A 25,815-nucleotide genomic window follows, 5' to 3' on the forward strand; every position below is an offset into this window, starting at 1 on the left:
TTATTTATTGTGAACGCGTTTTTCATTCTTCTGTTTTATTGTTTTCTTTCGCCTCTAACTCTTCTAATTTTTTCTTCAAAGTCTCCACTTGTGCACTATACGATGCAATACCTACGTCTAGTGAAATTTCTTCGACGAAAGTAATACCTACTCTCCACTTTTCATATTTCAATCGAAGATCTGCAATGTACGCTTCTTTTCTTTCAATTTCATCTTTAATCCATTTTTTTATTGTTACATCATCACTATAGTTACCAAAATACATTCTCATTAAAAAATCCGAACGTAAAACATCCTTCTCTACAGGTGTCTGCATGTATTGATAAAATTCTTCACGCCCCTCATCTGTAATAAAGTACATTTTCTTATTCGGTTTTCCCTCTTGCATGACAACCTCTTTTTTTATTTTCCCCTCATTCTCCAATTGTCGTAACGTTGGATAAATCATTCCAAAACTTCCATCAAAAAAATGAGTAAATACGTCTTCAAACACAATTTTAATATCGTAACCAGACAATTCCTTTTCCATTAATAAACCTAAAACAACATCTCTTCCCTTCAAAGTAAAACCCCCACATATCATATAATCAATAATCATATTAACAATGTTAATATGATTATTGATTATATACCTTATTCTGTTAATTGTAAAATGTTTCTAAATAAAAAAGCCCCATAATTTGGTTTCACCAATTCACAGGGCCATTTTCTTATTTACTCTTTAACACCTACATCTTGCAAAACTTCAATATCCTCTTTCATTTCATAATAATAAGAAGGCAATTCTATACCATGTTCTAAGAAATAATCTTCTATGAATGAAATAATGATTTTTAACGTTTTCACACGGGCATACAATTTATCGTTACTTTCAATAATATGCCACTTCGCATTTGGCTTACTTGTTCTTTCAAACATGTCTTCCATCGCTTCAACATACTCATCCCATTTTTCACGATTACGCCAATCTTCGTCTGTAATTTTCCATCTTTTCAAAGGATTTTTCTCTCTATCTTTAAATCTCTTTAACTGTTCCTCTTTACTTATATGATAGAAGAACTTCCCTATTATGTAATGGTCATCTGTTAGTAGTTTTTCAAAATCATTAATCTCATCATATGCTCTCATCCACTCTTCCTTTGTAGCAAAACCTTCAACACGCTCAACTAACACACGACCGTACCATGAGCGATCAAAAATAGTAATTTGCCCGTACTGTGGAATTTTGCGCCAGAAACGTTGCAAATAATGGTAACGTTTTTCATGAGGTGCAGGCGCTCCAATTGGATTTACTTGGAACCCACGTGGGTCAAGATGTTCCGTCACCCGCTTAATTGCCCCACCTTTACCAGCCGCATCCCATCCTTCCATAACAAGCATAACCGCGATTTTTTCTTCTTTCAAAATTTGTTGTAATGCTAATAAGCGCCTTTGATATTTTTCGAGTTTCTTATTGTACTTAGATTTTGATTCAATTTTTTTCGTTAAGTCTACTTTAGCAAGATGTCCATTTTCCATAAAACAAATCCCCCTTGTTGTATGACAATGTTATTTTAACATATTTTTGGCAATTTTTTCATATCCTAAAAAGCTGTGTAGAAACATCTCTACACAGCTTCCTTCTCTAATTTCACATATATAAGCACATTTAACTACATTAAAATAAATAATTTATACGGAACTCTTAGTATATTCTTTTTATTAAAACGTAAAAATAGCCCTTTTAAAAAGGGCGGCAATCTAAGTATAGAAAAAATAAATTTATTCTTTCTTACTACATACGTAATTATGCCAGCTATAAGAGTAGTGAATAAGATATTAATTCACTACTCACAATACCCACTTTACATTATATGGTATATTTACTCGTAAAAAGAAGATAATAACAAGTAAATCCATTAAAGAATGGGAGCTCTCAAAAAATGAAACGAAAAATATTAACTCTCTTTACGCTTATATGTTTAGCACTACCAATGCAAGCTAGTGCTTACACATTTCAGTCACTACCGATTGCATCAAAGTCTAAACAATGGTATGTCGAAATTGATAAATCTCATAACTCAAACAAGCAAGCAATCCAGCCGAAACAAGGTGTATTTGATACGTATAGTTTACTCGTAAAAAACATCGGTCATGATGTATCAAACGTATCCGTGGAAATACTTGATAACAATCCTACCTCTAAGGCTACCTTTAAACCTACTACACCTAATGAAAATATTTCTAAAAGTCATACAAGCTTTGACTACATGGTATTCCCATTAGACTTTAATAGTCATAATTTTAAAGTTGTGATCACTTGGGAAGAAAAGAATTTCTCTTATAACGGCCATCCGGTAAATGAAGGTAAAAAAATGAAACAAACATTTGTATTTAATGAAGAATAAGTCCTAATTTCTTTAGGGCTTATTCTTTCTTATGGATACCAATCGATACAGCACTAAAGCTACCTATGCAAACTTGGTTTAAAGAAAGATTCCCATTATTTTTTGAAAAAGGCACTTTTGAAATTCAACGTGTTTGGGATGATGAGCTAGATAAACAAGTTTCTATGACAATTACCCATACATAAAAAAGCTTGGAAACCTATCCAAGCCTTTCTTACCTCTGTGCAATTCTTTCAATCTTATAATGAATATGTAAAAATTCAAGTCCAAATAGCCACATGCTATGATGAGCTGTTAACATTTCATCCTTACCCTCTGTAATGATGAAAGTCTCTGCTAACGGTAAACGGATTGTTAAGAACCGAGTATGTAAATAAATCCCCTCATCTCCCTGGACATTTTCTCTTAACTTACTAGTAATGATTAAATCATGATTATCATTACATAGCCTCAAAATACCAGTCATATTCGAATAAGGTAAAGGCAAGGCGATATTCATATATGTCTCATCCTTATTTGTATGCTTTGAATAAAGAGCTACAAAAATAGATTCACCTGCTTCATTTTTCCTTAGCCAAGCTCTTACATTCTCTCTTCCATCTTCCTCATCCATTACACCAATGATAGAGCCATGCATCGGTTCCCACTTGTCGCCCATTCCTAAATGTATTTGTCCTACACGCTTGCTCATTTTCTCATAACAAAATGCAAATGTGCGGAACCAATGAGCCCATTTAATATTCGATTGCAACTCATACTCTGTTGTATTTTCATAAAAATGAATAATGGTTAAAGGAATCTTCGTTGCTTCAAATGCCTCACTATGAAAATCATTCATTTTATCAACTAAACCATTGTATTCCTTACTGTCTACTAAATTTCTGCCATATAAAAACGCTTCACCAATTGCCACATTTCCTCTTAACTTACTCATTGGTTTTCCGTAGTATTTATAATTCGGAACACTCTTTTCGATCATCCAGCCAACAAATGCTGGTAACGCTACTCCAATTCCATTGACAACACCGTGAATCCAAACCATTTGGGTAATTGTAATCGTCATTACATGCTTCAAATTCCCATATGAGTATATGAGTGAGAACATAATTGTAACCATGAGCGTACTAGACGAAATGATTAGAAGAATCTTTGCACTGATAGTATTAAATTTTGCTCTCCAAACGTAAAATCCATATCCATAAATCGCACATAAATATAGAAACACTGCAAAAAATTCAAATATTCTCGAGTATGTAATTCCTATTGCAACTGTCATAGGTGAAATCATAATGATAAACATAATAGCATCATATACTTTACTTCTCTTTTCTCTTTTTCTCCCTATTAAACCAGCTGATAATGGCAATAGAAACGCCGAATAATGAAAATGTGCAGCTGTGAGTAAAACAATGTCAGAGCTAAAATGCATAATTGAAAGTTTTGCTACTGAAGCAAAAAACCAAAAACCACCTAAAAACAAATAAATAAACGCACTATCTATGGCGGTCTCTTCTAACGGCTTCCATCCTCTTTCTAGCAATCTACTTACACCAAATAACGCAACAATTCCTGTATATACAAACCAAACTAGCGCAAATACATAGTGATTTGTGACGAAAGCTAGCATTGTACAAATTGCTGCGATTGGATATAAAAACGATACGAATTTATAAAATAATAAATACGATCCATCTCTTTTTCTTTTATCAATAATACAAAACGATATTGGCATAAATAATAAAACAGATAATAATATAATTGCTTCAACAGGATTTGTATTCGACCGCTCACATAATAGAAAAACAACATAACAAGCAAGCCCAAATATTATATTTTTCATATCGTTTATTTCCTTTCCACAAATGTTCCCTTATATGAAAAAAGCGAGCCAATTAACGGGTTTCGTACTTGTACATGAATTCGAAAACATTGTAGTTCATCATCATAACTTTCAACAATTTTTGCTTCACCATACAAAAATTTTGGTAACGGAATTTTTCTTCCAAACATATAAAACCATTGTTTCTTTGAAGAAATATGCATTGCACCTAACTCATCGATATGAAAATGCAGTGTAGAAACGAGTAAATGTGGTTCGCCAAAATAATCTACAATTTCATTTTCTTTTTCATCCAATTGCATAACTGCATTAAAATATCTTTTCTTATTATGAAAATAAAAAGTACGATTCCACCTTACTAATTCTTGTCCATATTCATCTCGCTCAGCTGTATTTTGTATCGTAAATGGAATTTCCTCTCCTCGTTCTGAGAAAAACATTCGAAACCTCGATGCAATTTTTAATATGAATTTTACGAAAAAAGAACCACCGTAAATTTCATCCATCTTTCCTTCCCCTGTAAAACTATTTTCTTCTGTAATCGCATAACGCTTCTGCAATTCAGGATGAAGATTTTTATAGATATCCCCTAATAATCGTTCATACATATTAGCCATACACTTATCCCTTTCTCGTCCTCTTGCAATTTTTCGCGCTTGGTAAATCGAAACTATTTATATAACCGACAATTGATAACCCCATTAGAAGAATATTTAATGTAATCGGATTAAACGGACCTGTAAAGCTTGCAATATTCGTAAATCCTGCCGCTATCGTTAGAACCAATAACACAATAATATGCAGGATAAATAATTTTCGTTTTGTTAGTGGCAACAGCCATACGACACCGAAAATTATTTCTAACACCCCAATTATTTTAAGTATATATACACTATTTTCATTTGAACCGATTAATACAGAAAGCATCTTTACTTCTTCTGAATGAGTAAACAGTAGTTTTGGCACTATCCCTTGATATATCCATACAAAAGCAAATAAAAAACATACGAGCCAATACGTCATTGTTCTTCTAATTAGTAACCTAGGATGAAGCCCCTTTTCTAACCATAATTTTAAGGCATCAAAACTCCAAGCCGTCGCCCAACCTAATAACGGACGAAAAATATAGGAATCTATTACATTTCCTATACGACCAAATCTTGTATCATAATCATATTGTGTCTCAAAATGGATGTATTCTTTATTCGGCGTATACTTCCAATAACCACGTCCTATTTGAATAAGAGATAATGTATTATCCGTCCAAAATTTTAAAGAGGAAATTCTTTCACCAGTTTCTTTTCTTATTTCACCTATTGATTCCCCTTCTCCAGCTATTTCAAGCCCAAATCCAATCTTTGTTTTATACAAAAACTTCTGTGGTTCTCCTTCTTTTTTCTCTAAATACGAAATTTCAGTAAAGCGAGCATCCCACTCTGTATGTATATCTGGTTCTTGCGTATATTCCCATAATTTTTCCATCGTCGTTTTCATTTTTGTCGCAACATAAATAGGCTGTTTCCTTTTCATTCTCCCACCTCCTATGCACTATAAGTTTAATGTACATGCAATGAATTTATTTTGCTACATTTTTCACAAACTTCCCTGGAAAAAGAAAGAATTTTAAAAATATATATAAAACACTTGATTCCCCGAAAAATTTAAATTATTATAAAACAAATGTTACCAACAACTTCATAAATCAAACACTCTCGCCTAAAACGTGAGATAGAGGTTGCGATACTTATGAGTATTCTAATGGAGACACAGAGATGTCTATGAACTTAGATGAAAGGAAGTATTGCCGAAATTGATAAGTTTCTCTGCATTTATCAATTGGGGCTGTTTTCGAATAGAAACAGAACTGTCATATGTACAGACGTGTATGTATGAAGAGCTATCTACAAAAAAGAGATATCATTTTTTATGATATTCCTTTTTTGGCGGTTTTTTTATTAGCTCCGTTTTCTGTTTCCCTTTTCCTGTAACAGCACCATCCTCACTTATTTGAGATGGTGTTTTTTGTTTGTCTTTCTGGTAACTACAGGAGTATTGGGATTTATATATTTCCTAATCTATTCTTAAAAATAGACGAAAGAAGGAATTTGTAATGGAAACAATTGTTCAAAAATTTGGTGGCACTTCTGTCGGAAGCGTCGAGCGCATTCAACATGTAGCAAATTTAATCATTGAAGAATATGAACGAGGTCATAGCGTTGTCGCTGTCGTTTCAGCAATGGGAAAAAGCACGGATGAACTTGTCGCACTCGCTAACGTTATTACAGAAAATCCAAGTAAACGTGAAATGGATATGCTTCTATCTACAGGAGAACAAGTAACTATTTCATTATTAACAATGGCACTGCAAGCAAAAGGCTATCATGCAATTTCATTAACAGGGTGGCAAGCTGGTATTACGACAGAATCTGTACATAGTAGTGCACGGATTACTGACATTCATACAGATCGTATTCAATCTTATCTTGCTGAAGGCACGATTGTTATCGTAGCTGGTTTCCAAGGTATAAGTGTAGAAAATGAAATTACAACGCTTGGCCGTGGTGGTTCTGATACGACTGCTGTCGCACTAGCCGCTGCACTTAAAGCAAAAAAATGTGATATTTATACGGATGTGACAGGCGTATATACGACGGATCCACGAGTTGTAAAAGATGCTTATAAATTAGATGAAATTTCTTATGACGAAATGTTAGAACTTGCAAACCTCGGTGCTGGTGTATTACACCCGCGTGCTGTTGAGTTTGCTAAAAATCATAATGTCATTTTAGAAGTTCGCTCAAGTATGGAACAAGAAAACGGAACAATTGTAAAAGGAGAATGTAACATGGAACAACAATCAATCGTTAAAGGTATTGCATTTGAAGATAATATTACACGTGTCACAATTAAAGGACTAGAACAAGGTTCACTTTCAACTGTTTTCTCTACATTAGCAGCGGCACATATTAATGTAGATATCATCATTCAAAGTATTACAAATGAAGGAACTGTTCATCTCTCCTTCTCCATCCATTCTAATGATTTAAGAGAAACATTAGAAGTATTGGAACAAAATCAAGAGGCACTTCACTATGAAACAGTAGAATATGAAAATCATTTAGCAAAAGTATCAATCGTAGGATCTGGCATGGTATCTAATCCTGGTGTCGCTGCAAATATGTTTACTACTTTAAAAGAAGAAGATATTCATATTAAAATGGTAAGTACATCAGAAATTAAAGTGTCTGTCGTTATTGACCGCCTTCATTTAGTAACAGGGGTTGAGGCGCTGCATCAATCATTTATGGCGAAAATTGAGCCTTTAGTGCAAATGAGCTAATTTGATATGCTCAGTAACACTTATAAAAAAATCATATTAATCTACTTCCTTCCTATTAAATAAAAGCTGTTCGTTAACAAGATGCTATATGACATATAAAAAAACACCTTGTCAATTTTTCCTATACTGTGACAAGGTGTTTTTGACTGAAAGGAATTTGTAACTACTTAGTAGTATAATTATGAGGATGATTAAATAATGAACTTTTATACATAAGGAGATAAGACTATGGCAAAAAACAAATTACTACGAATGGACAATGTCAGCATCGTTGTAGAATCTCTTGATAACGCAATCTCTTTCTTTGAGGAGATTGGCTTGAATCTCGAAGGTCGAGCCAATGTCGAAGGTGAATGGGCTGGTCGCGTAACTGGACTCGGTTCTCAGTGCGTAGAGATCGCTATGATGGTCACTCCAGATGGCCACAACCGAATTGAACTTTCGCGATTTCTCACCCCTCCTACTATAGCAGATCACCGAAAAGCTCCTGTAAACGCCCTCGGTTATCTACGCGTCATGTTCACCGTTCAAGATATTGACGAAATGGTATCGAGACTCACTAAGCATGGTGCAGAGCTCGTTGGCGAAGTAGTTCAGTACGAGAACTCGTATCGTCTCTGCTACATTCGTGGAGTCGAAGGAATTTTAATCGGTTTAGCGGAAGAACTCGGTAATAAATAAGTAAGTGACGTTTTATAAAAAGGCACTATCATTGAATAAAACGTAGAATCTTAAGCGATTTTATTATTATATTTTGAACCCCGTCCTAGCTTTAGAACGGGGTTATGCTTGTTTGAGCTTTTAAAATTAAATAACTTTATTATCATTTTACATATAGATTTCAAGGATCTACCCAAATAGCTTTCATATTACCGATATCCCAAAATCATTATAATACAATGAAAATATTCGTTATACCCTTTCCTAGGAAATATAACTAACTCTTCTCACTTTTTATCACATATATCTTTTCGCTCTTTCTCTTGAAAAAACGATCTATATTCATTCAAAATAACTTTCTTCACATTCGAATAAAAAACCATCATGAATAGTGCAACTCCTAATACAAATACTTGTATTCCTTCATAATCAATGAATGCACTCATAATTAGCAATCCAAACCCAATATAAAAACCAAACTCATTCTCTTTTTCAAAATCCTCATCTTCTTCATCAATATGTATTTTTTCTTTAATATTCTGTTTCCCTTTTATTAACTCATCAAGCGTAACATTGTACATTTCGCTTAGTAAAATTAGATTATCAATATCAGGATAACTTTATCATTTCCCCATTTGTATACTGCTTGCCTTGTCACACCAATCTTTTTAGCAACATCCTCTTGCGAAAACAACTTTGATTCTCGTAGTTTTTTAGCTGTTCTCCTATGCTCATAACGTCCCCTCCTTTAACAAATTATTACATAAAAAGAGATATAAATGAAAGAAACCATTAGTAAAACTCTCTGTAAACCATTCGTTTACACAATTAAAAAAGAGGGAATAGCTCTATATTTAAGCTATTCCCTCACTTCTATTAAAACAGATGAATGTTTTCTTTTTTACAAGCTGCACGTAAATCGTCAGGCCATACAGAAGATTGAACTTCACCGATATGTGCTTTACGTAAGAAGTACATGCACATTCTTGATTGTCCAATGCCACCGCCGATTGTTAATGGTAGTACGTCTTCTAATATACCTTTATGGAAATCATACTCACGTTTGAAGTCTTCACCAGTTTTCGTTAACTGCTCATCAAGTGATTTACTATCAACACGAATTCCCATTGATGATAATTCAAATGAAGATTGTAGTACTGGGTGCCAGAATAAAATATCACCGTTTAATTTCCAATCGTCATAATCAGCCGCGCGTCCGTCATGCTTTTCACCTGAACGAAGTGCATCACCAATTCCGATAATAAAGACTGCACCGTGTTCTTTTGCAATTGCGTGTTCACGATCTTTCGGTGTTAATTCTGGATATTTATCTTCTAGTTCTTGAGAAGTAATGAAAACAATCTCTTCTGGTAAATACTTTCCAAGGAACGGATATTTTTCAAATAAGTGATCTTCTAAATCTTTGAATATTCCATAAATTGTTTGTACTGTTTTTTGTAAGTAATCGACAGTACGCCATTCTTTTTGAACGATTTTTTCCCAATCCCATTGGTCAACGTAAATGGAATGCGTTGCATCAAGTTCTTCATCACGACGAATCGCGTTCATGTTTGTATATAAACCTTCACCAGCTTCGTATCCGTATTCATGTAATGCAAATCGTTTCCATTTCGCTAGTGAATGAACAATTTCTAATTCTTCTCCTGAATGTAACATATCAAATTCAATTGGGCGTTCTACACCGTTTAGGTGATCGTTTAATCCTGATTTTTTCGTTACGAATAATGGTGCAGATACGCGGAATAGTTCAAGGCGTCTTGCTAATTGGTCCTCGAAAAATGTTTTAACTTCCTTAATTGCGATTTGAGTCTCTCTTACTGTCATTAATGATTGATACATGGTGGTTTCCTCCTAAAATGTTTGGATGTTGTGAAAAGAAGCCAACAAAAAAAGCCCTTCTTTCCCAAAAAACTGGGACGAAAGGCTTTGGTTCCGCGGTACCACCCAAATTAGCAACAGAGGTTGCTCACTTATACAATACGGAGATGAAATATCTCGATACTGTTCTTCTTGTAACGGCGAAGTTCCCGGCTAAGTCTACTTTCCTATAAAGGATTTCGGTTAGCAACTCCAGGAGGTTCTTCATAATAGGCTTCGTATCAGGCTCACACCACCCCTGACTCGCTTAAACTACGTCCTACTACTACTCGTCCTTTCATAGTCGTTTTGTTGTCACATCTCTGAAACATTTTATTAATGATTATTCTATACAAAAAATAAAGAAAGTCAACAAAAAGTTTTAAAATGTTTTTCAATTCTTTATTTTACGGCTTTATTGATTGTTGTTAATTTAACATCTTTACTTTTTCTGCCTCGTCAATCCAAAAAATGTTTCACTGACCGAAACTAACGTATACACAACAATTAATGTGATCGTTCGGAATATAGAATCCGCAGTATTTCTTATTATTTTCATTTTCTTTATAATTCCTTTCAGTTTACTTGCAATTTCATGATATACTATAGCATTCAAGCAGTTTATTTTTACTTAAAGCAATCATAGTCATTTATAAAGAGTATTTTCTAAATCATTGACTATTATCAAATAAGATTTTTATATAACGGAGTGATCATATGAGTAAAACGAAAGCAAAACCGAAAAAAGGTGTAGGACAAGGTACAGGAAGTAAAGGATGGAACCGTTGGCAATCAAGTGCAAAGAAAAAGGCAGCTGCCAAACCATACAAAAGTAAAGGTACAAAGAAGTAATTTAAATAACATTTGATTTCTTTACTTTGTACAAAACAAAATATAATTATTACAACAAAAAAGCTATGCCCTCATAAATTTGAAGGCATAGCTTTTTTATATTAAATCATTAAAATATCTCGAATTTCTTCCTCTGTGATCGAGGACAATTTCTCTTCTCCCGGCTCAATCACTTCAGCGATTAAATTTTTCTTACTTTCTTGCAGTTCATGCATTTTCTCCTCAATTGTTCCCTGAGCTACTAGCTTTATAACTTGCACTGTATTTTTTTGTCCCATTCGATACGCCCTATCGGCCGCTTGTTGTTCAACAGCTGGATTCCACCATAAATCATATAATATTACTGTATCTGCACCAGTTAAATTAAGTCCGGTACCACCAGCTTTTAAAGAAATGAGAAATAGATCTCCTTCTCCTTCGTTAAACCGATCGCACAGCTCTACACGTTCCTGCGCTGGTGTACTCCCGTCTAAATAAAAGTATGGAATTGCTTGTCGATTTAACTCACGACCAATAATGGAAAGCATCTTCGTAAATTGAGAAAAAATTAATATTCTCTTCCCTGTACTTCTACATTCCTCTAAAATCTCTAACAATTGTTCAAATTTAGCTGAACTTCCTTTGTAATCATCAACAAATAAAGCGGGATGACAACAAATTTGTCGCAATCTCGTTAAACCAGCTAAAATTCTAATTTTATTTTTACGTAACGTGTCTTTGTCTAAATGCTTTAACGTTTCTTCCCTTAACTTCGCTAAATAAGCAGCATAGAGACTCTTTTGATCGGGTAATAACTCCGATGATTGTAAGTGCTCTATTTTCTCTGGCAACTCATTTAATACGTCCCCTTTTAATCGTCTTAATACGAATGGTTTCACTCGCTTCGCTATATCTTCACGCCTTAAATCACCGAACTCTTTTCTTCCTGGTAATAATTCCGGGAAGATGACATGGAAGATAGACCATAGCTCTTCTAATGAATTTTCTACAGGTGTACCAGTTAGTCCGAAACGGTATTCAGCTTGAATTGTTTTCACAGCTCTTGCCGTTTGCGTTGTAGGGTTTTTAAACGCCTGTGCTTCATCAAGAAATAGTGTATGAAATGGTCTTGCATATAATCTTATATCTCTTCTCAGTAATGGATATGACGTGATTACGACATCAAATTCCGTTATATCTTTCAAAATTTTCCGGCGCTCTGCTTGGTTTCCATCTGCAATAACTGCTCTAATATGCGGGGCGAATTTTTTCAATTCACTAAACCAATTATAAACAAGAGATGATGGTGAAACGACTAATATTGGCAGTTTCTTTTCTCGAATCTCAGTCAAAACAGAATCTATAAAAGCAATGCTTTGCAACGTTTTTCCAAGTCCCATATCATCTGCTAAAATACCGCCAAAACGGTAATGAGCAAGTGTTTTCATCCATTCGAACCCGTATACTTGATACTTTCTCATTTCTGCATTTAAAGTATTTGGCACAGCAAACTTTAATTTTTTCGGGTTTTGAATGTTTTCTACTAACTCTTGAACTGAATCATCCAAACTTAAAACATTACCTTCATGAAGTCCGTTCATCCATTTTACACTCCGAATAAGCGGAACATTTACCTCTTCTCCATGTAAAAATTCTTTCCGAATACCTGATTCTTTTATAAACTGATTAATTTCATTAAACTCTTTACTCTCTAGCGACAAAAACGAACCGTTCGCCAATCTATAATATTTACGTTTCTCTTCAAGAGCCGCTAATACACCTTTAATTTCTGCTTCTGGTATTCCTTTTATATCAAAACGAAATGACAACCAATCAATTCTTTCTTTTCTTCTCACTCTAATAAGAGGAACTGCATCCCCTTTACTAATTCGCAATTTGATTGCTGTCGTCGCATAAATATCAACTAAACCTTTTAATGTTGGCACGACGTGATATAAAAAGTTATACTCAGCTTCTTCATTATGCATAAAGTAACCGCCTTCTGTTTTTGCAAAGGCACTTTCACTCATAATGTCTAAAATCTCTTTTTCTTTTTTCTCATCACGATTAAAAACAGACGGCTGTCCATCCTCTTCTAGCGGATTAATCATGACGTTCCCATAGTGAAATTCAAGGCCTGCTAATAAGCGATTTTTCACGCGGTCTAAATACAATTTCGCTTTTAGCGAAGGTGTTTCAACACGATCCGATATTACTTCATCAATGTGTACAGTTCCGAGTTTCATTAATCCTGGTACAACTTTCGCGACGAAATGTTCCATCTTACTTTCTGGAATATAAAACTGATTACTATTTGAGCGACTCATCATCTTTTGTAATTCAATAAGTCGCATACAATCTTCAATGTGTAAGTGATATAATTTCCCATCATAAAGTGCATTGTTATACATATCCATAACTTGCACACGATTTAGACCATCTATATGAAGTGTAAATCCGCCATTATTTCCCTTCGTAAATTCAAAGTGTAACGGCAACAAACCTTTTGAAACTTGTAATCCCTGAAACAGTTGTTCATTTTGTTTCAGCTGTACATATTCAACTTTAGAAAGTGAAGAGAGCATATCTTTCCATGAAGCTGGTGGTATAAATATCATACTTTCATCTTGTTTCGCATGTACTTCTAGCGCATCCTCATACATTTTTTCGTTATGATACATTTTAATGAGCTGCTGAATAATTGCATCCGTTTCTTGTTTAAAACTATGTACATCTGGTGTATATGTAAATTCATTTGAACAATGAAAAAACTCTCTTTTCTCCACCTTAGAAAGAAATTCTCTAATATGATTTATGAAATACACTTTGGCAAGTTTCAATTGAATTCCAAGTAGAGCCCCACCACTTCTCGTAGCTACTGGTGTACATATAAACTCAACATCTAATATTTCACGTGTATCAAAACGGTGTTGTTTACTTTTTGGCCTCAGTGGTTTGTCCGCAAACAGCTGAAACATACCACTTGTCAATTGATCGCTTCTGTTACTAGCGGAACTCATTCCACCTGTTTGTTGATTATAGTTTATTTGTATTAATACTGCTGCAACATGTTGACAGTACGTTTGAAAAGACGCTAATGAAGGACAACTACATTTCGCAACAACATCACCCTTTTTAGCTTTTTCTACTGTAACATGGAAATCCTCGTTCCCTTTTACTGTCGCCTCGCAAATTTCTTTATTTTCATCATAATGATTTATTATCACTTTATTTGATTTATAATAGGCTTCACCTCTTTTATATGAGGTCTCTCCGCACACTTCTTTAATAATCGATTTATTCAATGTGAAACTCATCGCTTTGACACTTCCTTAATATAAAACCATTTTCTCTTACTTAACATTTTACATGCTCCACGAGAAAATATAAAATGTTGATTTAACAAAAAAGATGCTTATTTATAAGCATCTTTTTCACTCTATCTCCATCAACCTCTTCGCCTCAAAATACAACACTTGAATAAACTTCTTCGTATTAATTCGCGTATGACCAGAAGGTGCGAGTTCATCTTTCGTCATTTCTGTCATCCGTTTTCTAACTACAGTGAAATCGAAAAATTTTGGAGCATAGCTTTCAAATTTTGGATTTGAAAAGTCTGTTAATCCTAAAGAAGCCAAATGATTTAACGACTGATAAATAGCTCGACGTACTCTTTGTTCAGACGCTTTTTTCTCTTTATCAATATCCGCATCTAAAGCTATATCCCCTAATTTCCTTATCGTAATATGATGAAAAATTTCTTTTAACGCAGGAAAGCCAAACTCAAATGCCTGTGCCTTTTCTTGACCATATAAATATTCCAGCATACTAAGTAAATCTTTACTTCCATTCTCTCCCGCAATACCGAGTTCTGATAGTAAAAAGCGCCCTAAATCCCCTATCTTTTTTCCTTCTTGCACTGATTCAGTACGCAATTGCGGTGTTTCCCACTGAAACACGTTATTCAATGATTTTTGAATATCATGTATAGAACGCTCCAATCTAATACGCTCCATCACTTTGCGTACAACAGATACAACTTCGATTTTATTTAATGGTTTTGTAATATAATATTCTACACCAAGTGTATATGCCTCACCTATAAGCTGCTTCGATTCCACCTGAGAAATCATAATGATTTTCCCCGTAAAAGTTGATGCAATGTGACGAACTGTTTCAATTCCGTCCCTCATCGGCATCAACAAATCAATAAATAAAATATCTACTTTTTTAAAATTTAGTTGATCGGCTTCAATAAAAGCTCCGTCATCCGCCTCACCAATTACTTCTCCAAGATCTCCATCTTCAATAATTTGCGAAAGCATCGAACGAAAAACTTCATCATCGTCTACGATATAATAAAACAAATCTATTCCCCTTCCCGCTTTAAACTATCCTCCGGTAAACAAACGATAAACTTACATCCTCTTTTATTTTCTCGGTCTTCTAATTTCACTTCTCCGCCTAGCTCTGTTACCATTTCATTTATGTAAGAAAGCCCAATACCAGTTGACGGTGTTCCCGTTTGATCATACTTGGAAGTAAATCCTGGCTTAAATACTAATTTCTTATACTTTTGTGTAATACCAGGCCCATCGTCAATTACTTCAAAAAATATATGCTGATTTCTTTTATATAGCTTAATAATAACGAAACCTTTATCTTCAATTGCTTCAACAGCATTCGCAACTAAGTTATTAAAAATTGATAGCACTGTATACACATGGTATGCAGCATGCTCACCTTCTATATGTTTAGAAAAACGTATATCCTTTTCTAGCATTTCAGCATACTTCTCATTTATTCTAACAATCATCTCTGCTAACTCATGTCCTTCTACATATTCAGCCACATTTTTATCTAATAACAGTTTAGATAATCCTGCAAATATCCTTTGATTATCCTTTTTTATTTCATGCACTTCCCCTGCTATTTTCAATGCTGTTTTACTATTTGAATCAGCGCTTACTTGTAAATTTCGATATAGTTGATATGCTTCTTGTGTAATTAACTCCGCATTTTGTAACGTCTTTTTCAAATGAACAGATTCCACATATAAATTAGAAAGATGCATTAACATATTTTCATTTTCTTTTCGAACTTGCGATTCTTTTAATTTCGTTTCATATAAATTCATCATATTTAAAAAACCAAGTGCAAAGAAACTACGAAAAATAGCAATAATAATAAGTTTATTTACTTCAGAAATCGTTATTGTTGTACCGAGTACTAACATGTGATAAAACGCAAGTTCTGACATACTTGCAACAATTTCAATTGAAATTCCAAGGCATCCAATAATGATTGGTTTCTGATGGAACTTATTTACCCTGCAAAGCGAAAAAAGACTGCCATAAATAAAATAATAGAAGAACACAGGATAACGCAAATAAAATGATTCTGTCATATAAAATGAACCTTGCATAATCCAGTCAAGACATACTCGGAATAAGACTACAGATATACCAACAAGAATACCTGCAACTCCTGCTGGTACTCTTCTTAAAAATAATAATAAAAAGAAGAATAGCGGTGTACCGAAGCTAACTCGAAACGTATCATTAAAGGGATGAAAGTTCAGCTCCCCAGCAATCGGAACAACGACCATTAATATAATTAAAAGGGACATATCTTTCTTCCATAATTGATTCCAATTCAAAGGTGCCACTTCCTATACTTTTTTCAGTAGTAAAAGCGAAAGCCCGCTTATTGTTATAAACGGGCTTCGTTTCTATATTCTAACCTTTTCTACCGCTTTTATTTGGCGATACTCTGGCTTCCACATTGCTTCTTTCACTGCCATCTTGATATCGTTATCACTTAAGTTCACTCTTGCAACACCTTCTGCAACTGCAACTTTCGCTACTTCAATTGCAACCATTTCTGAGATATTACGTAATTCTTCGACCTCTGGTAAAATAGGTGCTCCTGGCTGACTTGTATCTACCATACTTGCAACTGCTTCAGCTGCTGCTGCGAACATTCCATCCGTCATAACGCTTGCACGTACTACAATTGTTCCAAGACCAAGCCCTGGGAAAATAAGTGCATTATTTGATTGTCCAATCACATACGTTACACCGTTATATGTAACTGGTTCAAATGGACTTCCTGTTGCAACTAACGCTCTTCCTTCTGTCCACTCGATTACATCTGCTGGTTTTGCTTCAGCAAGCGGTGTTGGATTCGACATTGGTAAAATGATTGGTCTTTCTACGTGAGAAGCCATTTCTTTAATAATCTCTTCTTTAAATGCGCCTGCAACAGTTGATGTACCAATTAAAATTGTCGGTTTTACATGTTTCACAACTTCAGCAAGTCCGATCACATCATTTTGCTTCCACTCACTTACTTCCGCTTCTTGTCTTGCGTACGGAATTTGGAAATCAAGAAGATCTTCCATATTATCTGTAACTAACCCGTTACGATCAATACACCAGAAACGCTTATATGATTCTTCTTCAGATACGCCTACGCGGACCATCGCATCTCTAACTTGATCTGCGATACCGATTCCAGCCGTACCAGCACCAAATACAACAACGCGGTGTTCACTTAATGGTACACCAGAAGCTTTCACTGCCGATAATACTGCGGCAAGTGAAACTGCACCTGTACCTTGAATATCATCATTAAACGTACAAACGTCATGACGGTATTTATCTAAAATTTTTCGTGCGTTACGAGAGCTAAAGTCTTCCCAATGTAAAAGTGCTTTCGGGAATTGTTTATTTACTGCTTGTACAAACGTATCAATAAATTCATCGTAAGCTTCACCTGTTATACGAGGATGACGATTTCCAATATAAAATGGATTGTTTAATAGTTCCTCACGGTTTGTACCTACATCTAAAATTACCGGTAATACGCGGCTAGGATCGATTCCAACTGCGGCCGTATAAACAGCTAATTTTCCGATTGCAATGTTAATACCACCAACGCCCCAGTCACCAATTCCTAATATGCCTTCTCCATCTGTTACAACGACTAAATCAATGTTCTCAGCTGTTGCACCAATATTGGTGAATGCTTCTTCAATACCTGATGGATCGTTAATCGATAAATAAACACCACGTGGTTTACGATATTCATGACTATATCTTTGAATTGCTACACCGACAGTTGGTGTATATACAATCGGTAACATTTCACGTAAATGATCTGTTAATATACGATAAAATAATACTTCATTTCGATCATGTAACGCAGTTAAGTATACATTCTTTAATAAATCATCCGGCTGAGAACTAAATTGTTCGTATGCTCGGCGTGCCTGTTCTTCTAACGTTAAAACCGCTGGCGGTAATAACCCTTTTAAACCTAACTCTTCTCTTTCATTTTGTGTGAAAGCTACCCCTTTATTTAAAAGTGGTGTTGATAATACTTCTGCTCCTCTTAATGTTGTTTCTAATGCACCATTAGAAGCTACTGTAAACTTGCTCATAACATCCCTACCTCTATTCATATATAGCATTTCTATATTGTAAACAAAAAAGAGGGGCTTGTCCCCCCTCTTCTTTTAATTTTTCTTTAAAAGAGTTGCTCCCGCAATCCCCGGATGTGTCATTTCGAATGGATCTAGAATTAACTCTAAGTCTTCTTGTGACAGTACACCATTTTTAACACAAAGTTCTCGAACGGATTGCCCTGTCGCGATTGCTTCTTTCGCAACGCGAGCTGCAGCTTCATAACCGATATGAGGGTTCACGGCTGTAATAATTCCTACACTTTTCTCAACATACTCTTTTAAGCGATCTTCATTCGCTTCAATTCCTTTTAAGCAATTATCTGTAAAGGCACGGAAACCGTTATTCATAATGCTAATTGATTGCAGTAAGTTGAAAACAAGTACTGGTTCCATAACGTTTAATTCTAATTGTCCTGCTTCTGAAGCAAGGCAAATTGTATGGTCATTACCAATTACTTGGAACGCAATTTGATTAATAACTTCTGGCATAACAGGGTTTACTTTCCCTGGCATAATAGATGAACCTGGTTGACGAGCTGGTAACATAATTTCTGCTAAACCAACACGTGGACCTGATGCCATTAAGCGAAGGTCATTCGCAATTTTAGACATATTCATCATACATACTTTAAGTGCTGCAGATACTTCAGTATAAGCATCCGTATTTTGTGTCGCATCTACTAAATCTTCTGCACCAACAAGCGGTAATTCACTGATTGCAGCTAAATGTTTTACAACTGCTTCAATATATTCTGGATCTGCATTTAAGCCTGTACCAACTGCAGTTGCCCCCATATTTACTTCATATAAATGTTGACGCGATTGTTGAATTCGTTTCATATCACGTTCAAGTACGCGAGAGTATGCTTTAAACTCTTGTCCAAGACGAATTGGCACAGCATCTTGTAAATGTGTACGACCCATTTTAATAACATGGTCAAATTGTTCTGCTTTTAATTCAAATACATCATGCATATAACCCATCGTTTGTAATAAGCCTTCTAATGCATTTAACGTTGCGATATGAATCGCCGTTGGGAATGCATCATTTGTTGATTGCGCCATGTTTACATGACTATTTGGACTAATATAGTGATAGTCTCCCTTTTCCATTCCTAATAATTCAAGAGCACGATTGGCAATGACTTCATTTGCATTCATGTTCATTGAAGTACCTGCTCCGCCTTGAATTGGATCTACGATGAAATGATCATGCCATTTTCCATCAAGAATCTCTTGAGCAGCTTCTGCGATCACGCCACCCTTGTTCAATTCCAATCTTCCTACATCTGTATTAGCAAGTGCTGCTGCTTTTTTTACAATTGCGAATGCTCTAATTAAACCTTCATGGATTTTGTATCCTGTAATTGGGAAGTTTTCAACTGCACGCATTGTTTGTACGCCATAGTATGCATAGTTTGGTACTTCTTTTTCACCTAAAAAATCTTTTTCAATTCGAACACCATTTTTAACTTCAGTTAATGTTGCCATGATTATTCACTCCTTAACGATTTTTTATGCTGCTTTTGTTTCTTTGACTGTTTCTACATATTGTTTTGCTTTCTCATTATCGAATTCGCCTTCCCACTTCGACATAACAATGGCCGCTAATGCATTTCCTAATACATTGACAGATGAGCGAATCATATCTAAAATGCGGTCAATTCCCGCAATTAACGCGATACCTTCTAGTGGTAGCCCCATTGAACCTAACGTTGCTAATACAACAACGAACGATGCACCTGGAACTCCCGCCATACCTTTGGATGTTAACATGAGAACGAATAATAACGTTATTTGCTCCGTTAGTGACATGTGCACACCGTACATTTGTGCAACAAACAATGCCGCTAACGCTTGATAAATAGCCGATCCAGTCAAGTTAAATGTATAACCTGTCGGAATTACGAAAGAGGCAACTGCCTTTGGACAACCGAACTCTTCCATTTTTCTCATTATATTAGGTAAAACAGCTTCTGAACTTGCTGTCGTAAACGAAAGAATCAGTTCTTCTTTTAAAATTTTTATTAATGTAAAAATGTTTACTCCAACCATTCGTGCATTAATACCTAATACAATCACAACGAATAGTATAACAGTTACGTATACAGCTAGCACTAGTTTTCCTAGCGGAAGTAATGTTGCTACACCAAATTTTGCAACCGTAACGGCAATTAATGCGAATACACCAAATGGTGCAAATTTCATAACTTGATTTGTAACCCAAAACATTGCTTCGAGTACACCTTCAAAGAAGTTAAAAACAGGCTTTCCTTTTTCCCCAATTGCCGCAACTCCTAAGCCGAATAATACTGAGAAGAATATAATCGGTAATAGGTCACCTTGTGCAATCGATTCAAATACGTTTTTTGGTACAATGTGAACAATTGTCTCAGCAAAACCTTTCTTCTCCGTTGCATCTGCTGTTTGTTTATAAGAAGAAATATCACTTTGCTGTAAATTACTCATATCAACACCAGTACCTGGTTGGAATATATTCGCTGCAAGTAATCCCATTAAAATAGCAATCGTCGTAATAATTTCGAAATAAAGAATTGTCTTACCGCCCAGTTTCCCAAGCTTTTTCATATCTCCTACACCAGCTACTGCAACAATTAATGCTGAAATAACAATTGGTACTACAATCATCTTAATTAAGTGAATAAATATATCCCCAATTGGTGTGATATAAGAAATCGCCGTTTTATTGCCATAAAAGACTGCCCCTACTACAATCCCTAAAACAAGCGCGACAAAAATTTGTGTTGCCAATCCGAATTTTTTCATTTATGTTCATCCCCTTCATGCGAACGCTTTCAATTTGAATTTATAAAAGCTACTCACACATCTTATAAGCGAACCTACAAAATCATACAAAAACCTACAAGTTTGTCACAAAAAATTCGAATATTTTTCTTCTTTTTTTCATTGACACCATTTTGTTAAAAAACGATAAAATAAACTTGATAAGTAATCAGATTGTTTCGTATAATCAAAAAGATATATACTTACAACAAATCAAAATGAAAAGGAGTGGATGTTATGAAAAACTATACAAAGCAATTCGTCCTATCTTCTTCTTTTCTTTTTCATTTTCTTAAAAAGGAACAAAGGCATTCGCCTTTGTTCCTTTTTTATTGCGATCTATATAGGGGGAATTGTTATGAGACCATATAAACGTGTCTTAATTAAATTAAGCGGCGGTGCACTTGCCGATCAAACTGGAAATAGCTTTAACTCCAAACGATTAGAACATATCGCAAACGAAATTTTATCCATTGTTGATTTAGGTATCGAAGTATCCATCGTCATCGGTGGCGGTAACATTTTTAGGGGACATCTAGCTGAAGAGTGGGGAATTGATCGCGTAGAAGCTGATAATATCGGTACGTTAGGTACAATCATTAACAGCTTAATGCTTCGCGGTGTTTTAACAAGTAAAACAAATAGAGAAGTACGCGTTATGACTTCCATTCCATTTAATGCAGTAGCTGAACCATATATTCGCTTGCGTGCAGTCCACCATTTAGATAACGGCTATATCGTTATCTTTGGAGGCGGAAACGGGCAACCGTTCGTGACGACAGATTATCCAAGCGTACAAAGAGCCATTGAGATGAATAGCGATGCCATATTAGTCGCAAAACAGGGTGTCGATGGCGTTTTTACAAGTGATCCAAAGCATAACAAATCAGCAAAAATGTACAGTAAACTAAACTATAATGATGTCGTTAGACAAAATATACAAGTTATGGATCAAGCGGCATTACTGCTTGCCCGGGACTACAATTTACCAGCACACGTCTTTAACTTTGATGAGCCTGGAGTCATGAAGAAAATATGTTTAGGCGAACATGTGGGGACGTTGATTAATGATGATGTTACGATGCTGGTGCATGAGAAATAATGATTTCCCACCAAAAAGGGTGCCTTTTGTAGGCACCCTTTCCTAATTCATCGTTACAAATAAAAATCAACCAATCCCGCCACTTTTTCCTTACAACGTTCCCAAAAAGATAACTTCTCAAAAAACTCTTTCGTCATTTCTTTTGAATCACGAAAATCCTCTGTTAATGCCTTATTCACGTCCGATACGATAGTCCCGCCATGAATATACAAATTCATCTCATCATTTATATAGAAGCTACGGGCAGTAAAGTTTGTTGTACCTATAACAGTTAACTCATTATCAATTAGCATTAACTTTCCATGAAACATCCCTTTTTTATAACCATATACCGTAATCCCGTTATTAACAGCTTGACGTATGTACGGATATGCCGCCTCTTTAATAAGGGGGATATCTGGTTTATATGACCAAAGTATTTTTACTGTAACACCACGTTTTTGCGCTTCAATTAAAGCATTCATTAATTCTTTATTTTTCGCTATAAAATAAGGTGTTGTAATGACGATTGAATGCTTCGCTTGCTTTATTAACTGTATATATGTTTCAGCGACGTAATGCCCATTGTAACTAGTCATAGTATGTAAAGTATTCCCTTTACTAGCTTTATTCGTACTTCTCTTTATCTCTTCTTTCGTATCTCGTTTCCAATCTAAAGCGAATTGCTGTTCTAAATCTTTTGCTCCTTCTCCTTTAAGCCGTACATGATAATCACGCCAATATCCAAATCGCTTATCTTTCCCTAAGTACTCATCTCCTATATTAAAACCACCTGTATAGCCAATCTCCCCATCAATCGTCGTAATACGGCGATGATTGCGATGGTGAAGTGAATAAAATCCGAATGGTAATTCAGGTTTTCTACTATATGTAAAATGTACACCACTTTCCCGCAATTCATTTATCATCTTCCTTTCAAATGATAAATCATTAATGCGATCAACTGATAAATAGACGTTTACTCCTTCTTTTGCCTTCTCTTTTAATAAGTTTAAAAAAGTATGGCTACTTTTATCATCCGACAAAATGAAGAAATAAGTGTAGATGGAGCTTTTCGCTTTTTTTATATCTTCAAATAGCTGCTCATATAATGATTTTCCTTCTACATATAATTGAAAGTCACTATAGTGAGATGCATACTCTGTCGGCATGTTTTTCCCAGCTTCCATTTTCCTACCTAAGGTAACATCGATATGCATCCAAATTAAAATAAAAACAAAAATAGCAATAATAATAGAAGTAACTCGCAATATTTTTTTAATCATTTTGATTTCCTTCCGATCAAATTACTTTCTACTCTGTAGTGTTTCATTTAAATATGTTTTCATACGAAATGTATTTCTATTGATACCAAACGATTAAAGGAGAGAGAAATATGAAAAGAGGAAAAATCCCTATTGTTTTTATCCCAGGTCTTTTCGGTTCAATGAGTAATATTATTATTCCAGGTACTGGTGATTGGAGTTTTGGACTTTCTGCATTTGTTTACGAACCATTCATCATGATGTTAGAAAGTATGGGGTACGAACGAAATAAAGACTTGTTCATCTGTTTTTATGACTGGCGGCAGCGCATTGTTTTTTCTACACAAAAATATTTATTACAAACGATTGCCTATGCTAAAAAAATTACAGGGTGCGATAAACTAAATCTAATGTGTCATAGTATGGGCGGGCTTCTTGGACGTTCTTACGTTCAAAGTGAAACATATAAAAATGATGTGAATCGACTTATAATACTCTGCACACCAAACGCTGGATCTCCACCAAATTATAGTTATTGGACTGGAGGTAGTCTCCCTATCCATGCCTCTTCTAAAATAAATATCGTTCATTTTTATATGGAACAATATATTCGTTACTTAAGCATCTTACATAAAATGAATAAGGTTGAGGCGATACATCTTTACTTTCCAGGATTACAAGATGTTATTCCTTGTAAAGATTACGGAAATTATTTATTTATAAGATCTGACTCTTCTCTTACATTTCTTCCTTATAGTACTATACAAACGAAAAACCCTTTCCTCGATACATTAAATGAAAATAGATTTATTATACAAAAAAGAAATATTGAAACTACACTCATTGCCGGAGATGAAGAGGAAACAATTCAATATTTACAAGTTATCCCTTCACACTCCAAACTGAAATGGACAGACGGCAAAGTCGTCGGTGATTTACTTACAAAACATGGTGACGGTAACGCTGTTTTACATAGCGTTTTTCTTCTAGAGGGAAATAAATATGTTGTGCATGCTTCACATAACGAAGTGCTCTACAAAAGCATTCCTATATTACAAAAGATACTCTAAATTACAAACAAAAAAGGTATGGCATTAAGCCACACCTTTTCACATTAAACAAAATTCCTCGCATCATTATTTCTTCCAAACTTATAAATCGCAATTAAGAAGAATGCTACCGCAAAGGCGAATAAGATTAAAATGTTTAAATACAACTCCGAGAACGGTATTCCTTGTTGTAGTTTTGATACTGTATCTAACAACCATCTCTGCGGAAGAAAATCAGCTACTTTTTGTACTGCTTTTGGCATAATGTCGTACGGGAAATAACATCCAGCGAGCAAACATGTTGGTACAATAATCATGTTTTGCATCGCATTTGCCGATGCTGAGTTTTTCGAAAAAGCTACAAGGACTAATGATATTCCAATTGCTATTAATGCAAATAGCATTAGTACGCCCATCATCACTATGAAAGGCATATTGATATTCGTATGAAAAACATTCGTTAGGAATAGGATTGTAATCAAAATTTGTACTGTTAGTATTATCATATTTACCCCGACATTAGATAATATAAATTTCTTCCCATCTATCGGCGTTGATAAGAGTCTAAAATACGTTCTATTTTCTTTTTCTTTTAAAATATAACCTGATAAGTTCGCTGCTGAAAACAGCATAAACATAATAAGGTAACCCATCGTTTGATTTGTCATATCTTTATTTTTCGAAGTATCTTCTAGCGTCTCAGTTTTCATTTTAAATGAACCTTTTTGATATCCTGCGTACATATTATCAAATATACTTTGATCTGTTCCTGCTACTTTACTAATAGCTGCTATATTATCAATATAATTATATAAATATGTTTTTATAAATCCTGTTACTTGATCACCTTTAATCGATGAAATTTCAATATGATCTGGTTTCCCTTCTCGAACACTTTTTGAAAACCCAGAATCTAACGTAATAACTCCATCAAGTTTTTTGGAAGTGAGTTTATCTTCTACTTCAGACTCCTTAACCTTACTCACATTCACATGATTTAATCCTTCTAAAAACTTTATCGTATCATTTGCTATCGGCTCATTTTCTTTATTTACAATCCCAATATTTAACGTTCCTTGCCCTGCATTTCCGTATATCGAGAAGGAAATGAGCGTCCCTATTATCGGCAAGCTAATTATAATGAGTAAACTTTTTTTATTTTTCAAAAGCACAGATAACGTTTTTTGTATGAGCCATAAAATATCCTTCAT

At 34.8% G+C, this 25,815-nt stretch carries 20 protein-coding genes, 2 pseudogenes, 1 riboswitch and 1 other annotated feature; of the genes and pseudogenes, 7 read left to right on the plus strand and 15 right to left on the minus strand.

The genetic code is table 11. From position 1 onward, the window contains the following. Positions 1-22 precede the first annotated feature (22 nt). Both RT27_RS17975 and RT27_RS17980 read right to left on the minus strand, forming a co-directional pair. Positions 23-562 carry a PadR family transcriptional regulator gene (locus tag RT27_RS17975; protein WP_000678333.1) on the minus strand — a complete coding sequence of 180 codons (540 nt, stop codon included), beginning with the start codon at positions 560-562 and terminating at the stop codon, positions 23-25. 152 nt (positions 563-714) lie between these two features. After that, a complete protein-coding gene (locus RT27_RS17980) occupies positions 715-1,518 on the minus strand; it encodes a UDP-galactose-lipid carrier transferase (protein ID WP_016082097.1) in 804 nt (267 codons plus the stop codon). Positions 1,519-1,922: 404 nt separating this feature from the next. Here RT27_RS17980 and RT27_RS17985 point away from each other — a divergent pair, with 404 nt between their 5' ends. Further along, on the plus strand, positions 1,923-2,387 hold the full coding sequence (locus RT27_RS17985; RefSeq protein ID WP_000823337.1) for a hypothetical protein: 465 nt from the start codon (positions 1,923-1,925) through the stop codon (positions 2,385-2,387). 29 nt (positions 2,388-2,416) lie between these two features. Beyond that, positions 2,417-2,572 (plus strand): annotated as a pseudogene (locus RT27_RS33670) (DNA mismatch repair protein MutT); the annotation flags it as partial. A gap of 29 nt (positions 2,573-2,601) precedes the next feature. Here RT27_RS33670 and RT27_RS17990 read toward each other — a convergent pair. From RT27_RS17990 to RT27_RS18000, 3 genes are read right to left on the minus strand one after another with little or no spacing between them, the layout of a single operon-like run. Next, on the minus strand, positions 2,602-4,227 hold the full coding sequence (locus RT27_RS17990) for a YndJ family protein (RefSeq protein ID WP_043936867.1): 1,626 nt from the start codon (positions 4,225-4,227) through the stop codon (positions 2,602-2,604). A 5-nt stretch (positions 4,228-4,232) separates the two neighbouring features. Continuing rightward, positions 4,233-4,844, minus strand: coding sequence for a DUF4166 domain-containing protein (locus RT27_RS17995; RefSeq protein WP_029441962.1), 612 nt, complete (start codon positions 4,842-4,844; stop codon positions 4,233-4,235). A 4-nt stretch (positions 4,845-4,848) separates the two neighbouring features. Continuing rightward, the gene (locus tag RT27_RS18000) at positions 4,849-5,757 is read right to left on the minus strand and encodes a DoxX-like family protein (protein WP_016082102.1); all 909 of its coding nucleotides are present in this window, start codon (positions 5,755-5,757) and stop codon (positions 4,849-4,851) included. Positions 5,758-5,948: 191 nt separating this feature from the next. Continuing rightward, positions 5,949-6,135: riboswitch (Lysine riboswitch) on the plus strand. A 202-nt stretch (positions 6,136-6,337) separates the two neighbouring features. On the opposite strand from RT27_RS18000, the gene RT27_RS18005 reads away from it, so the two are divergent. Continuing rightward, entirely contained in the window at positions 6,338-7,567 is a 1,230-nt protein-coding gene (locus tag RT27_RS18005) for an aspartate kinase (RefSeq protein ID WP_043936869.1), read from the plus strand. Positions 7,568-7,795: 228 nt separating this feature from the next. Beyond that, positions 7,796-8,248, plus strand: a complete 453-nt coding sequence (locus RT27_RS18010; protein WP_001107258.1) for a VOC family protein — start codon at positions 7,796-7,798, stop codon at positions 8,246-8,248. Between the two features lie 266 nt (positions 8,249-8,514). Here RT27_RS18010 and RT27_RS18015 read toward each other — a convergent pair. Both RT27_RS18015 and asnA read right to left on the minus strand, forming a co-directional pair. Then, a pseudogene (locus RT27_RS18015) lies at positions 8,515-8,962 on the minus strand (helix-turn-helix transcriptional regulator). Between the two features lie 141 nt (positions 8,963-9,103). Next, positions 9,104-10,087 carry an aspartate--ammonia ligase gene (gene asnA, locus RT27_RS18020; protein WP_000284919.1) on the minus strand — a complete coding sequence of 328 codons (984 nt, stop codon included), beginning with the start codon at positions 10,085-10,087 and terminating at the stop codon, positions 9,104-9,106. A 70-nt stretch (positions 10,088-10,157) separates the two neighbouring features. Further along, positions 10,158-10,416 (minus strand) — a binding site (T-box leader). Between the two features lie 406 nt (positions 10,417-10,822). On the opposite strand from asnA, the gene RT27_RS32455 reads away from it, so the two are divergent. Beyond that, positions 10,823-10,957, plus strand: a complete 135-nt coding sequence (locus tag RT27_RS32455; protein ID WP_000047588.1) for a DUF3934 domain-containing protein — start codon at positions 10,823-10,825, stop codon at positions 10,955-10,957. Positions 10,958-11,058: 101 nt separating this feature from the next. Here RT27_RS32455 and RT27_RS18030 read toward each other — a convergent pair whose 3' ends face one another. From RT27_RS18030 to RT27_RS18055, 6 genes are all read right to left on the minus strand, one after another. After that, positions 11,059-14,253 (minus strand): DEAD/DEAH box helicase, encoded by a 3,195-nt coding sequence (locus tag RT27_RS18030; RefSeq protein ID WP_016082106.1) that lies wholly within the window; start codon positions 14,251-14,253, stop codon positions 11,059-11,061. A gap of 117 nt (positions 14,254-14,370) precedes the next feature. Then, positions 14,371-15,303, minus strand: a complete 933-nt coding sequence (locus tag RT27_RS18035) for a response regulator (protein ID WP_016082107.1) — start codon at positions 15,301-15,303, stop codon at positions 14,371-14,373. A gap of 2 nt (positions 15,304-15,305) precedes the next feature. Next, positions 15,306-16,604 carry a sensor histidine kinase gene (locus RT27_RS18040; protein WP_080681731.1) on the minus strand — a complete coding sequence of 433 codons (1,299 nt, stop codon included), beginning with the start codon at positions 16,602-16,604 and terminating at the stop codon, positions 15,306-15,308. A 63-nt stretch (positions 16,605-16,667) separates the two neighbouring features. Beyond that, positions 16,668-18,380, minus strand: coding sequence for an oxaloacetate-decarboxylating malate dehydrogenase (malS, locus tag RT27_RS18045; protein WP_029441958.1), 1,713 nt, complete (start codon positions 18,378-18,380; stop codon positions 16,668-16,670). A 75-nt stretch (positions 18,381-18,455) separates the two neighbouring features. Beyond that, positions 18,456-19,895 (minus strand): aspartate ammonia-lyase, encoded by a 1,440-nt coding sequence (gene aspA, locus RT27_RS18050; protein WP_000224200.1) that lies wholly within the window; start codon positions 19,893-19,895, stop codon positions 18,456-18,458. Positions 19,896-19,919: 24 nt separating this feature from the next. Continuing rightward, the gene (locus tag RT27_RS18055) at positions 19,920-21,191 is read right to left on the minus strand and encodes a cation:dicarboxylase symporter family transporter (protein WP_000713291.1); all 1,272 of its coding nucleotides are present in this window, start codon (positions 21,189-21,191) and stop codon (positions 19,920-19,922) included. Positions 21,192-21,567: 376 nt separating this feature from the next. On the opposite strand from RT27_RS18055, the gene pyrH reads away from it, so the two are divergent. Next, positions 21,568-22,311 (plus strand): UMP kinase, encoded by a 744-nt coding sequence (gene pyrH, locus RT27_RS18060; RefSeq protein ID WP_001248059.1) that lies wholly within the window; start codon positions 21,568-21,570, stop codon positions 22,309-22,311. A gap of 53 nt (positions 22,312-22,364) precedes the next feature. Here pyrH and cls read toward each other — a convergent pair whose 3' ends face one another. After that, on the minus strand, positions 22,365-23,576 hold the full coding sequence (gene cls / locus RT27_RS18065) for a cardiolipin synthase (RefSeq protein WP_043936873.1): 1,212 nt from the start codon (positions 23,574-23,576) through the stop codon (positions 22,365-22,367). A 110-nt stretch (positions 23,577-23,686) separates the two neighbouring features. Between cls and RT27_RS18070 the strand changes: the two genes are divergently transcribed. Further along, positions 23,687-24,625, plus strand: a complete 939-nt coding sequence (locus RT27_RS18070; protein ID WP_043936874.1) for an acetyltransferase — start codon at positions 23,687-23,689, stop codon at positions 24,623-24,625. Between the two features lie 44 nt (positions 24,626-24,669). Here the strand turns inward: RT27_RS18070 and RT27_RS18075 are convergent, their stop codons facing one another. Continuing rightward, positions 24,670-25,815, minus strand: a complete 1,146-nt coding sequence (locus RT27_RS18075) for an ABC transporter permease (protein WP_043936876.1) — start codon at positions 25,813-25,815, stop codon at positions 24,670-24,672.

The sequence above is a fragment of the Bacillus sp. L_1B0_5 genome (assembly GCF_000836715.1).
Taxonomy (GTDB): Bacteria; Bacillota; Bacilli; order Bacillales; family Bacillaceae_G; genus Bacillus_A; species Bacillus_A thuringiensis_S.

Coding starts and splice junctions, on each gene's coding strand:
- RT27_RS17980 (WP_016082097.1), bottom strand. CDS start 1,518: ATGGAAAATGGACATCTTGCTAAAGTAGACTTAACGAAAAAAATTGAA.
- RT27_RS17985 (WP_000823337.1), top strand. CDS start 1,923: ATGAAACGAAAAATATTAACTCTCTTTACGCTTATATGTTTAGCACTA.
- RT27_RS17990 (WP_043936867.1), bottom strand. CDS start 4,227: ATGAAAAATATAATATTTGGGCTTGCTTGTTATGTTGTTTTTCTATTA.
- RT27_RS17995 (WP_029441962.1), bottom strand. CDS start 4,844: ATGGCTAATATGTATGAACGATTATTAGGGGATATCTATAAAAATCTT.
- RT27_RS18000 (WP_016082102.1), bottom strand. CDS start 5,757: ATGAAAAGGAAACAGCCTATTTATGTTGCGACAAAAATGAAAACGACG.
- RT27_RS18005 (WP_043936869.1), top strand. CDS start 6,338: ATGGAAACAATTGTTCAAAAATTTGGTGGCACTTCTGTCGGAAGCGTC.
- RT27_RS18010 (WP_001107258.1), top strand. CDS start 7,796: ATGGCAAAAAACAAATTACTACGAATGGACAATGTCAGCATCGTTGTA.
- asnA (WP_000284919.1), bottom strand. CDS start 10,087: ATGTATCAATCATTAATGACAGTAAGAGAGACTCAAATCGCAATTAAG.
- RT27_RS32455 (WP_000047588.1), top strand. CDS start 10,823: ATGAGTAAAACGAAAGCAAAACCGAAAAAAGGTGTAGGACAAGGTACA.
- RT27_RS18030 (WP_016082106.1), bottom strand. CDS start 14,253: ATGAGTTTCACATTGAATAAATCGATTATTAAAGAAGTGTGCGGAGAG.
- malS (WP_029441958.1), bottom strand. CDS start 18,380: ATGAGCAAGTTTACAGTAGCTTCTAATGGTGCATTAGAAACAACATTA.
- aspA (WP_000224200.1), bottom strand. CDS start 19,895: ATGGCAACATTAACTGAAGTTAAAAATGGTGTTCGAATTGAAAAAGAT.
- RT27_RS18055 (WP_000713291.1), bottom strand. CDS start 21,191: ATGAAAAAATTCGGATTGGCAACACAAATTTTTGTCGCGCTTGTTTTA.
- pyrH (WP_001248059.1), top strand. CDS start 21,568: ATGAGACCATATAAACGTGTCTTAATTAAATTAAGCGGCGGTGCACTT.
- cls (WP_043936873.1), bottom strand. CDS start 23,576: ATGATTAAAAAAATATTGCGAGTTACTTCTATTATTATTGCTATTTTT.
- RT27_RS18070 (WP_043936874.1), top strand. CDS start 23,687: ATGAAAAGAGGAAAAATCCCTATTGTTTTTATCCCAGGTCTTTTCGGT.
- RT27_RS18075 (WP_043936876.1), bottom strand. CDS start 25,815: ATGAAGGATATTTTATGGCTCATACAAAAAACGTTATCTGTGCTTTTG.